Genomic DNA, 11,770 nt, shown 5'->3' on the forward strand with positions numbered 1-11,770 from the left:
ATGAAGCTGGAATTTACCCTAATTGAAACACTATGTCTAGCTGTGCTGCTGTTGCTGTTTGGATATTACATCAGGAGAAAGGTAAAAGTGCTCGATCGCTTTTGTATTCCGGCCCCTGTTATTGGCGGTTTGCTTTTCTCTATTCTTGTTATGATATTGAAGGAAGCAGACATAGCTACTATCAAGCTCGATGTCTCCCTGCAAAGTTCATTTATGCTCGCCTTTTTTACAACCGTTGGGTTAGGGGCAAGTTTTTCTCTTGTGAAACAGGGAGGAAAGTTACTGATTGTTTACTGGCTTCTTTGTGGTTTTGTAGCTATATTCCAAAACGTTATTGGTGTTTCCTTGGCCAAGCTTATGGATATTCATCCCCTGCTCGGTGTAATGGCAGGAGCAGTTTCGATGGAAGGTGGGCACGGAGCAGCCGGAGCTTTCGGACCGACGGTTGAGAGTTTGGGTGTTCCTGCAGCGACTACAGTTGGTATCGCCGCTGCCACATTTGGACTTATTTTCGGTAGTTTAATTGGTGGTCCAGTCTCCAGGTATTTGATAACGAAACATGGTTTAAAGCCGCAAGTTTCAAATGAAGAGATCGCATCGTTCGAAGCGGCTGCAGGGATTGATAAGAGTGAAAGCGATTTAACTGCTACACGCTTCTTTACGCACATTGCTCTTATTACTTTCTGTATGAGTATGGGGGTTATTATTAGCAAAGCTTTTTCTCAAGTTACAAGCTTCGTATTACCTGAGTATGTAGGTGCAATGTTTTTAGCTGTTATCATTCGTAATATAAATGACCGCTTCGGCTTTATGAAGTTTAATCTAAATTGCGTCAACCTCATCGGGGATATTTCACTCGGTATTTTCCTGTCTATGGCATTGATGAACTTGAAAATCTGGGAAGTTTTTAGTCTCGCTGTACCTTTGTTCATTATTTTGATATTCCAGGTATTGTTTATTGTTTTATACGGTATATTCGTTGCATTCCGCTTGTTGGGCAAAAACTATGACGCTGCGGTGATGGTAGGCGGATTAGCTGGTCACGGGCTGGGAGGAACACCTAATGCCATGGCGAATATGGGAGCGATTACAGAGAGGTTCGGTGAATCAAAACGGGCGTTTCTTATTGTTCCTGTTGTCGGAGCGTTTCTAATTGATTTGTTTGGCATACCTAGCATTATTACGTTTATTAATCTTTTTAAATAAAAGCAAAAATAAAGACAAAGCATAAGTGGGGCGGGGAAACATTACGTTTTTCCGTCCCGCTTTATTTCCCCTGCTTAGATGACAGGAAGAGGAGGAATATGGTATAGTAAATGCCGGATTTATACAAACTCTATTCGTAAGAAACAACATTAATTGAAGAAAATTATGGAGTGGTTGCATGCTCTACTCATTATTGTTACCGGATCTGCATGTTGAGTCCGTATATGATATTGATCTGAATGAATTGAAGAAGCGCGGTATTAAAGGGATTATTACGGATCTGGACAATACGTTAATCGAGTGGAATCGTCCTGATGCAACTCCAGAACTCGTGAAATGGATGAAAGAGCTTAAAGAGCAAGGCTTTTCCGTGGTTATTGTTTCAAATAATAGACAAACGCGGGTATCAAAAGTAGCGGAGCCGCTCGGGGTGCCGTTCATTCATCAGGCGAAAAAGCCGACATCGTCCGCCTTTCGACGGGCTACGCGAGAAATGGGGTTGTCTGTACAGGAAACTGTAGTTATCGGCGATCAGCTTTTCACCGATGTACTGGGTGGAAAGCGGATGGGCTTTTATACGATTCTGGTCGTTCCGGTAGCACAAAGTGACGGGTTTATTACCCGTTTTAACCGGAGAATGGAGAAAGTGGCGTTAAACTGGATGAGAAAACGCGGAAAAATTCCGTGGGAGGATTCGAATGGATAAGCAAGAAATGGAACTGTATTGTGCAGGGTGCGGTATAGCCATTCAGACGGAGGATAAAGCGTCAGTTGGCTATGCCCCTCCGCAGTCATTGGAAAAAGAAACGGTAATCTGCCAGCGATGCTATCGCATTCGGCACTACAATGAAGCGTCTACTGTTACACTAGGTGATGACGACTTCGTGCGCATTCTTAATGGGATAGGTGACACAAAAGCACTGGTTGTGCAAGTAGTGGATATTTTTGATTTCAATGGAAGCTGGTTGCGCGGCCTGCCACGATTCGTGGGTGGCAACCCGATTCTCCTGGTGGGTAATAAAGTGGATTTGCTGCCGAAGAATGTCAACCGTAACCGCCTAATCAATTGGATGCGGAAGTCGTCCGCCGATCTTGGATTAAAGCCACTCGATGTCGTGCTTGTTAGTGCGCATAAAGGCGAAGGCGTAGAACGACTGGTCCAAGCGATGAATGAATACCGCAAAGGCCGCAACATTTATGTAGTTGGGGTTACTAATGTCGGTAAATCATCGTTAATTAACCGGCTGCTTAAGCAGTTTGGAGAATCAGAAATGGATATCACGACATCCCAGTTCCCAGGAACGACATTGGATGTGATTGAAATCCCGCTCGATGACAAGTCCTCGCTATATGATACGCCAGGCATCGTCAACCGTGACCAACTTGTGCATAAGGTGGCACCGCAGGAATTGAAGGTAATTATGCCTGATAAGCCGATTAAGCCAAAGGTATATCAACTAAATGCCGAGCAAACGATGTTTATCGGGGGGCTAGCTCGAATCGATTTCGTCAAGGGAGAACGTCAGTCGTTCGTGTTTTACCTGTCGAATCATCTGAACGTTCATCGTACAAAACTGGCTAATGCGGATGAACTGTACGCGAAGCATAAAGGCGAGATGCTAGCGCCGCCGGGACCTGATGCGGCTGAGTCTATCGTATGGGAAAAGTTCACGTTTAAAGTTCCATCAGGTAAGTATGATATTGTTATTTCAGGACTTGGCTGGATTGCATTACATGGAAAAGGCGCAAATGTTGAAGTACATGTGCCGAAAGGCGTAGCTGCCGGTCTTCGCCCTTCACTTATATGAGCCACCCGTTTACCCCTGGAATTTAGGGGGTTTTTTAACATATAATTTCTTCCGAATCGTATCACTTGAAAAACGAGCGGCTATGCCCGCAAGTTTTTCTTATACATAGTTCGTGAGATAAGATGAAAAATAGGAAACCATAGTGAAGAGAGGGCGAGTCGATGAACAGTCAAACGATATTGACCGGATTGTTCGGTCATCCGGTGGGGCATTCACTATCCCCGCTGATGCATAACCGGGCATTTGCCGAGTTGGGGATAAATTTTCGCTATGCCGCGTTTGATATTGAGCCCGGACAGGTGCGGGAAGCGGTGGACGCAATTCGGGCGCTTGGCCTGCGAGGCGTGAATGTCACGATTCCGCATAAAGTTACGGTCATGGACTACCTTGATGAGATAGATGCGGAAGCAAGAGCCATTGGAGCGGTTAATACGATTGTCAATGACGGGGGCAAGCTTATTGGATACAATACGGATGGACGGGGCTATGTGCGTTCGTTAACTGAGGAGACGGGCGTGGATTTATCCCGGCAGTCAGCATTGTTGCTTGGAGCCGGCGGTGCAGCACGTGGTGTGGGCGTAGCGCTGCTTGGAGCCGGTCTGGGCTCGCTGGTCATCACAAACCGTACGATAGAAAAAGCAGAGCAGTTGGCCGAACAGTTGCAAGCGATTCATCCGCAGGCAAACATAGCGGTTCAGCCGATGGAAATGATGGGTGACGCTCTTGCGGCCGCTACACTTTTAGTGCAGACGACTTCCATCGGCATGCATCCGAATGTAGAGGCAAGTCCAGTAGCGGTGGAAGCGCTGCATGAACGATTGCTGGTCAGTGACTTAATTTACAATCCTATGAATACGAAACTTTTGCGGGATGCAAAAGAGAAGGGCGCCCGTATTCATCATGGTTTAGGAATGTTTATTTACCAGGGTGCCCTGAGCTTTGAATATTGGACAGGACAGTCAGCGCCTGTAGATGCCATGCGTGAGGCCGTATGGGATGCACTACGGAGCCGGCAGCAAGCATAAGGAGGAACATCATGTTAAAAGGAAAACAAAAGCGGCATCTGCGTTCGCTAGCTCATCATTTGAATCCGATTTTTCAGGTGGGCAAAGGCGGCGTGAACGAAAATTTGATTACACAGGTCGAAGAGGCGCTTGAGGTACGCGAATTGCTGAAAATATCTGTGCTGAATAACTGTGGTGAAGACAAAAATGATGTAGCGGAAGAAATCGCCGCCGGTAGCGGTGCAGACATTGTGCAGATTATTGGCAACACGATTGTGCTCTATAAAGAATCAAGGGAGCATAAGACGATTGAGCTTCCGAAATAGTCGCAAGAAAGTCGGTCTTTATGGCGGCACCTTCGACCCTATTCATACGATTCACCTAATCGTGGCAGAGCAGGCCCGGGACGCGCTGGAGATCGATGAGATTTGGTTTTTACCAGCGCGCATTCCACCTCATAAACAGACGAAGCAGATTACCGCCGACATTCACCGGGTTGAGATGATTGCGCGTGCTATTGCTGGGCATTCAGATTTTCGACTCGATACAATTGAGCTTGAGCGTGAACCTGAACTGCCGTCTTATACGTACGATACGGTCCATATATTGAAAGAGAGGCATCCAGACATCGATTTTTATTTCATTATTGGTGGAGATATGGCGGCTTATCTTCCGAAGTGGCACCGTATTGACGAATTAATCTTAATGGTACAGTTCGTGGCGCTGGCGCGGCCTGGCTATGTGATGGACAATCCGTATATGCGGCATGTCATTGAGACGGAGATGCCGCAATTGGACGTTTCCTCGTCCATGATTCGCAAGAAGATAGCACAAGGCCGCTCTATTCGATATCTCGTACCGGAAGCGGTAAGAATGTATATAGAGGAGAAACGGTTGTATGAAGCGTAAACAATTGCTGGAAGCCGTGCGTGAACAGATTACAAAGCACCGTTATGAACATACGTTAGGCGTCGTTGATACGGCCATCCGACTCGCTGACAAATATGGCGCTGATAAAGAGAAGGCTGAAACGGCAGCCATCCTTCATGATTATTGCAAGTTTTGGCCAGAAGATAAAATGCGTGAGATCATTGAGAACACACCGGTTATTCCGAAGGATTTGCTTGAGTATGATAAAGAATTGTGGCATGCCCATGTTGGAGCCGAGGTCGTTCGAAGTGAGCTGGGTATTGAGGATGAAGAGGTTCTTGATGCTATCCGTTACCATACATCGGGCCGCGAAAATATGACCTTGCTGGAGAAAATCGTATGTCTGGCCGATTATATAGAACCAGGCCGCCAGTTTCCAGGGGTTGACGAATTGCGCGCTGCGGCGGAAGAGGATTTGGACCGAGCGCTGGCTAAAGGACTGGGAGGGACGATTACCTTTCTTGTAAATAGGGAAAAAAGAATATATCCCCTCACTGTTCTGGCTCGCAACTCCTTAATTAAACCGAAAACGAAAAACGCACAGGAGGAAGAAAAGCGTATATGACAGAATTGGAAATTGCTCAATTGGCCGCAAAAGCGGCAGAAGATAAAAAAGGGAACAATGTAGTAATCCTTGATTTGAAGGGTCTTTCTATCATTGCTGATTATTTCGTTGTCTGTCACGGTAATTCCGAGACTCAAGTTCAGGCGATCGTTGATAATATTAAAGACAGCATGGAAGAGGCCGGGCTTACCGTGCGCGGACGTGAAGGATATGATGAAGCACGCTGGGTACTGATCGATTTAGGAGATGTTGTCGTACACGTATTCCATCGCGATGAGCGGGAGTTCTATAATATTGAACGCTTATGGAAGGATGCTCCCGTTGTCAGCATTCAGTAGTTATCGGAAGTTGGCCGATGTATATGATCATCTAATGGTGGACGCTCCATATGATCAGTGGATGCAGTTTACGGCGCGGGCATGGCATATGACAGGAACAAAACCTTATTATGTAGCAGAGCTTGGCTGTGGAACCGGTTCGTTGACTCGCTATTTGCTTGAGCGGGAGTTGGAAGTATGGGGTGTAGATTTGTCCGCTGACATGTTGGAAGTGGCAAGGGAAAAAGTAAGACGCAGTCATCCGGATGCGTCTGTTCACTGGCTGAATCAAGATATTCGCCAACTTTCACTTCCACGAAGCATGGACAGCATCGTAAGCTTTTGTGATACGCTGAACTATATTTCAGACGCTGATGGGGTACGACAAGTATTTGCACGGGTGTTTGATGCGCTTGTCTCCGGCGGTACGTTTTTGTTTGATGTGCATACTCCGTATAAAATCGCCGAGGTATTTGGAAATGAATCGTTCTGCTACCGTGATGAAGATGTAGCATATATCTGGCAAAGCACGTACGATGAAGGGGCAGAGGCGGTAGAGCATGATTTGACGTTATTCGTAGCGGAGGAAGATGGCTTATTCCGTCGTTTTAACGAACTGCACCATCAACGGGCGTATTCACTTGACGATTTGCAGAAGTGGCTTGCTGAAATAGGATTTAGCCTTTTGAGCATTACGGCAGATTTTTCTACCCAGCAGGTAGAGGAAGACAGTGAACGTGCTTTTTTCATCGTACAAAAGCCGTAAGGAACATAAGTTGACATTGGGCAGGTAAGTTGCATATAATTTTAGATAATTGTAAATGAAGGCTTGGATAAGGAATAGTAATTGCTAAGAAGCGATGCAGAGAGTTAACGGTTGGTGCGAGTTAACCGCTTGAGGCGATGAACTCACCTTGGAGCCGATAGCGGGAAAAGCAGGTATGAGTACCGGTATCCGATTTATCCACGTTACGGATGCGAAAGTGGACGCCGTTCTTCTAGCAGTGAATTGCTGCGCGGCGTTAACTGGGGTGGTACCGCGGGAGCTACGCCTCTCGTCCCTGGATGATTGCAGGGATGGGAGGCGTTTTTTTATTGTATAAGGACATGAACTATGATCACTGTGGAGGTTAGTCACTAATGAGAGCTTACAAGCCGCATAAAATCGAGAAGAAATGGCAGCAGTATTGGGATGAAACGAATGCGCACCGTACGAACGAGGACGATGCGAAGGAGAAATTCTACTGCCTAGAACAATTCCCTTATCCTTCTGGCCGTCTGCATATGGGGCATATGCGCGTGTATTCCATTGGGGATGTGACGGCTCGCTATAAAAAAATGAGCGGTTATCAGGTTCTCCATCCGATGGGATGGGATGCCTTCGGTATGCCTGCTGAAAACGCAGCCATTAAGCTGGGTGCACAGCCGTCTAAATGGACGTATGAAAATATCGACTTTATGAAAAATCAGCAGAAAAAGCTTGGTGTCAGCTACGATTGGGAGCGGGAGCTTGCTACATGTTCACCTGAATATTATAAAATGACTCAACAATTATTCCTGCTGTTCTACGAAAGAGGTCTGGCATACCGCAAGAATGGAGCAGTTAACTGGTGCCCGCATGATCAGACTGTGCTTGCCAACGAGCAAGTGGAAGACGGTTGCTGCTGGCGTTGCGGTACGGAAGTAGTCAAAATGGACCTGGAACAATGGTATTTCAAGATTACGGACTATGCTGACCGCCTAGTGAATGATTTGGAACAACTGGAAGGGTGGCCAGAGAAGGTCAAAACAATGCAGCGCAACTGGATTGGTCGCAGCACCGGTGCTGAAGTCGCATTCGAAGTGCCGGAAGCTGGCGAGAAGCTGACTGTATTCACCACTCGTCCGGATACACTGTTCGGTGTGACTTTTATGGTGTTGGCACCGGAACATCCAGTTGTACGGAAATTAATTGCTGGCAAAGAGAACGAAGCAGACGTGAATGCGTTTATTGAGAAAACGAGAAAAGAATCCGATATTACACGTACTGCGGCTGACGCACCTAAAGAGGGCATGTTTACGGGAGCGTATGCCCGTCATCCGCTGACTGGTGAGAATGTACCGATCTGGATCGCCAACTATGTATTGATGGATTACGGTACAGGGGCTGTTATGGCGGTACCGGCTCATGATACGCGCGATTTTGCATTTGCCCGTCAGTATGACCTTCCTATCAAGCGTGTCATTGTAGCGGAAGGTGAAGCGTTCGATGCGAATGAAATGATGGCTGAAGCGTATACAGAAGATGGCGTGCTCGTGCAATCTGGAATGTTCGACGGAATGCCGAACCGCGAAGCACTTGTAAAAATTGGAGATCACCTGAGAGAGCAGGGATTGGGCGGTCAGACTGTATCCTATCGTCTGCGTGACTGGCTCGTATCGCGTCAGCGTTATTGGGGTGCACCGATTCCGATTATTTATTGTGATGATTGCGGTATCGTTCCGGTTCCGAAGGAAGATTTACCGGTTATGCTGCCTGAGGATGTTGTCATTGACGGCATGAGCAATCCGCTTGCCAAATCCGAAGCGTTCGTAAATGTGACTTGCCCGTCCTGCGGCGGACATGCACGCCGGGAAACCGACACGATGGATACGTTCATCGACTCTTCATGGTATTATCTGCGCTATACGGATTCGAAAAACGACCAGGTTCCATTCGAGCCTGAGAAAGCGAATAAGTGGCTGCCGGTTGATGAATATATTGGTGGTATTGAACACGCGATTCTGCATCTTCTTTATTCGCGCTTTTTTACGAAAGTATTGTATGATGCCGGTATGGTGAATTTCACGGAACCGTTCAAAAGCTTGCTGACGCAAGGGATGGTACTTAAGGATGGCGCAAAAATGTCCAAATCGAAGGGCAATGTTGTCAGTCCGGATGAAATCATCGCCAAGTATGGTGCCGATACAGGACGTCTTTTCATTCTGTTCGCGGCTCCACCGGACCGTGATCTGGAATGGAGCGATAGCGGCGTAGAAGGAAGCTATCGTTTCCTTAATCGCGTATGGCGCATGGTGGACGGTCATGCTGAACTGGTAGCAAGCCGCCCAATTGTTAATCTATCTGATAGTGCGGCGAAGGACTTGAACCGCACATTACACGCTACCATTAAAAAGGTAAGCGAGGACATCAGTGAGCGCCGTCAATTTAATACGGCGATAAGTTCTATTATGGAGCTTGTAAACAAAATCTACGCTTATCCGGAAGATGCGGACCGTGGTATGCTGGCACATGCTATCGAAAGTACGATTATTCTGCTTGCGCCTTTCGCTCCGCATATTACAGAGGAGATGTGGCGCATTGTCGGTCATGAAGATAGTGTGCATGAGCAGAGTTGGCCTGTGTTTGATGAGTCTGCCCTGGTGCTTGACGAAGTAGAGATTGTTGTACAAATCAACGGCAAAGTACGGGAGAAGATGGTTATCCCGGCTAATACAACCAAGCAGGATATGGAAGAGATGGCCAACAGCAACGAAAAAATTAAAGAATTGGTTGCCGGAAAAACCGTTCGCAAAGTCATTGCGGTTCCTGGAAAGCTTGTGAATATTGTTGTGGGATAATCGTTCTAGAATTTTGACAACTTGCATGCTATACTTTTGAAAAGCTTAGCTTTTTAATGTTTTGAGATGAGAGAGTATGGAGGAGAGACAAGATGAGAAGAGTGAGTGTTGTTATGGCTCTATTTGTGCTGGCATTATTCGCGCTGGCAGGGTGCAGTCAGGAAACGAAGCAGGAATCTGTTCAGCAGAAGACGGAACAGGCGAGTCCCGATAAGAAAGTGAAGGTTGGTGTCACGCAAATTGTTGAGCATCCAGCGCTTGATTCAATCCGCAAGGGGATTATCGATCAATTGGCGGATGAGGGGTTTAAAGATGGGCAAACGATGCAATTGGAGTACCTAAACGCTCAGAATGACATGAATAATGTCATGACGATCGCTCAACAATTGGCGGCTGATAAGAAGGATATTATTATTCCAATTACGACGCCATCCGCTCAGGCAGTAGCTCAGCAAGCGAAGGGGATTCCAGTTGTTTTCTCCGCAGTAACCGATCCGGTGGCGGCCAAGATTGTACGAGCGTTGGATAAACCAGGGAAGTATATTACAGGCACATCCGACGTGTCTCCGATGGACAAACAGGTACAGCTTGTGAAAGAATTTGTACCGTCTCTGACGAAGCTTGGTGTTATTTATAATACGGGAGAAGTCAATGCCGAAGTGCAGGTGGGTATGATTGAGAAAGCGGCTCAGGCATTAGGGGTCAAGGTAGAAAAAGCTGGGGTGTCAAACTCCAATGAAGTAAAACAGCGTGCCGAATCGATCGTTGGTAAGGTAGACGCTATCCTTATTCCGGTTGATAATACGGTTGTATCTTCATTCGAAGCCCTGTTAACTGTAGCCAAAGCATCCAAGATACCTGTGTTTGCTTCCGACAGCGACACAGTGAAACGGGGTGCCGTAGCCACCTATGGCATTGATTATTATAAGCTTGGTCGGCAAACTGGTGTGATGGCGGCCCGTGTTTTGAAAGGTGAGAAGCCTGATACGATGCCGGTTGAGACTTTAAAAGATGTACAATTGGTGATGAATGAGGCCGCCGTTAAGGACTTCGGGTTATCCGTTCCTGACAAATTAAAAGCAGAGGCGTCGGTTAGTAAATAGCCTAGGCCACTGCAAAAAACTCCTTCCAGGTTAATGGAAGGAGTTTTTTTTGTCGGCGAACATCTCTTTTACCTCGAGAATATCTACATCGAATTTCCGATGGGTCGCTTCAATTAGATGTTCAAATACGTGCCGTGTTTCACGATCTAGCACGTGCAAGCCAATACCTGTAACGCCTCCAGGAACACATACCCTGGCTTGCAGAGTAGGCAGCGAGAAGCGTCCATCCTCTAGTAAACGACCAAGCCCTACTACCATTTCGGTCATCAATCGGGTTGCCTGCTCTTCTGTGACAGTCGTCTCCGCTACAGCGCTATCGATAAAGCGCTGTAGCAAAAAACTGAAAAAAGCCGGCCCGCAACTAACAATATCAGAAGAGATGCGCGTGTCTTGTTCCTCGATTTCAATTGGTACACTAATGGCGGACAATAAGGTCAGCAGTGTTGAGCGATCAGTTGCACACAAACGGCTACCGAACGTTACCAGTGAGGCGCCGCTCAAAGCAGTGTTTGTAATGCTTGGAATAACGCGCGCTGCTTTGCAGGGTGTATAAGCTTCTAACTGTCGGACACTAACAGAACTTGTGATAGAGAGCAGAAGCTTATCAGGGGTTAGGCAATCCTTAATTTCATCAAGTACGGTGCGATAGTCGAGCGGTTTCGTACAGAGAAACAGCACGTCCGCCGCATGTGCCACGTCGATGTTTGTACCGGTAACAAGACCAGCGTTTTTTCCGGCAAGCGTGCGCATTTTTTCAGGCGACCGGTTTGAAACGATGATGTGTGTAGGCAGCACGGTGCCGGATTCGATAAAAGCTTCAATTAGAATCGTTCCCATACTTCCTGTTCCAATAAAGCCAATAATCATCTGAATCCCTCCGGCAATTATGATTGATTAATGTGTATGGGAGAGCCGCAGGATTCAGTACACATATTTTTCCAGTTGTGTTAAAATGCTATTGTATGGAAATTAATTACATAAACTTTGAACCATGTCCGCTGTCACAAGCTTGCGGGGAGGCAGATGATATCGTTGTGCGAGCTGGTTGATTTGATTAGTAACTTCATTAATCTCCGCTACATTGATATCATTTCCACTCTTGCACTGTTCCACTGCACTTTCAATTCTGGCTTCCCGGAGGGCATCTAGTTTTTTGTACAGGGTAATATATTCTGCTTGCTTAGCTGAGTGGGCAGTAATAGCTTTGTGAACACTCATGATAAAACCTCCTTTTTTC

13 protein-coding genes and 1 other annotated feature are annotated in these 11,770 nt (G+C 46.7%); of the genes, 11 read left to right on the top strand and 2 right to left on the bottom strand.

The window, feature by feature from the left end; translation table 11 throughout:
• The 11 genes from gltS (at position 1) to AF333_RS07560 (ending at position 10,533) form a co-directional block, all read left to right on the top strand.
• Positions 1–1,206 carry a sodium/glutamate symporter gene (gene gltS, locus AF333_RS07510; RefSeq protein WP_043065540.1) on the top strand — a complete coding sequence of 402 codons (1,206 nt, stop codon included), beginning with the start codon at positions 1–3 and terminating at the stop codon, positions 1,204–1,206.
• A gap of 178 nt (positions 1,207–1,384) precedes the next feature.
• Entirely contained in the window at positions 1,385–1,912 is a 528-nt protein-coding gene (locus AF333_RS07515; RefSeq protein WP_043065541.1) for a YqeG family HAD IIIA-type phosphatase, read from the top strand.
• Positions 1,905–3,014 (top strand): ribosome biogenesis GTPase YqeH, encoded by a 1,110-nt coding sequence (gene yqeH, locus AF333_RS07520; RefSeq protein ID WP_043065542.1) that lies wholly within the window; start codon positions 1,905–1,907, stop codon positions 3,012–3,014. Before AF333_RS07515 ends, yqeH begins: the two co-directional genes overlap by 8 nt.
• A gap of 161 nt (positions 3,015–3,175) precedes the next feature.
• Entirely contained in the window at positions 3,176–4,039 is an 864-nt protein-coding gene (gene aroE, locus AF333_RS07525) for a shikimate dehydrogenase (RefSeq protein WP_043065543.1), read from the top strand.
• An 11-nt stretch (positions 4,040–4,050) separates the two neighbouring features.
• Entirely contained in the window at positions 4,051–4,344 is a 294-nt protein-coding gene (yhbY, locus tag AF333_RS07530; RefSeq protein WP_043065544.1) for a ribosome assembly RNA-binding protein YhbY, read from the top strand.
• The gene (locus AF333_RS07535) at positions 4,328–4,927 is read left to right on the top strand and encodes a nicotinate-nucleotide adenylyltransferase (RefSeq protein WP_043065545.1); all 600 of its coding nucleotides are present in this window, start codon (positions 4,328–4,330) and stop codon (positions 4,925–4,927) included. The genes yhbY and AF333_RS07535 overlap by 17 nt, the downstream gene beginning before the upstream one ends.
• The gene (gene yqeK, locus AF333_RS07540; protein WP_043065546.1) at positions 4,917–5,513 is read left to right on the top strand and encodes a bis(5'-nucleosyl)-tetraphosphatase (symmetrical) YqeK; all 597 of its coding nucleotides are present in this window, start codon (positions 4,917–4,919) and stop codon (positions 5,511–5,513) included. Before AF333_RS07535 ends, yqeK begins: the two co-directional genes overlap by 11 nt.
• Positions 5,510–5,851 (top strand): ribosome silencing factor, encoded by a 342-nt coding sequence (gene rsfS, locus AF333_RS07545; RefSeq protein ID WP_043065547.1) that lies wholly within the window; start codon positions 5,510–5,512, stop codon positions 5,849–5,851. The genes yqeK and rsfS overlap by 4 nt, the downstream gene beginning before the upstream one ends.
• Positions 5,835–6,596 carry a class I SAM-dependent DNA methyltransferase gene (locus AF333_RS07550; protein ID WP_052811996.1) on the top strand — a complete coding sequence of 254 codons (762 nt, stop codon included), beginning with the start codon at positions 5,835–5,837 and terminating at the stop codon, positions 6,594–6,596. Before rsfS ends, AF333_RS07550 begins: the two co-directional genes overlap by 17 nt.
• A gap of 55 nt (positions 6,597–6,651) precedes the next feature.
• Positions 6,652–6,896, top strand: a binding site (T-box leader).
• Between the two features lie 74 nt (positions 6,897–6,970).
• Positions 6,971–9,430, top strand: coding sequence for a leucine--tRNA ligase (gene leuS / locus AF333_RS07555; RefSeq protein WP_043065549.1), 2,460 nt, complete (start codon positions 6,971–6,973; stop codon positions 9,428–9,430).
• Between the two features lie 92 nt (positions 9,431–9,522).
• On the top strand, positions 9,523–10,533 hold the full coding sequence (locus tag AF333_RS07560; protein WP_043065550.1) for an ABC transporter substrate-binding protein: 1,011 nt from the start codon (positions 9,523–9,525) through the stop codon (positions 10,531–10,533).
• 30 nt (positions 10,534–10,563) lie between these two features.
• Here AF333_RS07560 and comER read toward each other — a convergent pair whose 3' ends face one another.
• Together comER and AF333_RS07570 are read right to left on the bottom strand one after the other, a co-directional pair.
• Positions 10,564–11,400 (bottom strand): late competence protein ComER, encoded by an 837-nt coding sequence (comER, locus tag AF333_RS07565; protein WP_043065551.1) that lies wholly within the window; start codon positions 11,398–11,400, stop codon positions 10,564–10,566.
• Positions 11,401–11,502: 102 nt separating this feature from the next.
• A complete protein-coding gene (locus tag AF333_RS07570) occupies positions 11,503–11,751 on the bottom strand; it encodes a DUF2533 family protein (protein WP_043065552.1) in 249 nt (82 codons plus the stop codon).
• Positions 11,752–11,770 lie beyond the last annotated feature (19 nt).

The sequence above is a fragment of the Aneurinibacillus migulanus genome (genome assembly GCF_001274715.1).
Classification (GTDB): Bacteria; Bacillota; Bacilli; order Aneurinibacillales; family Aneurinibacillaceae; genus Aneurinibacillus; species Aneurinibacillus migulanus.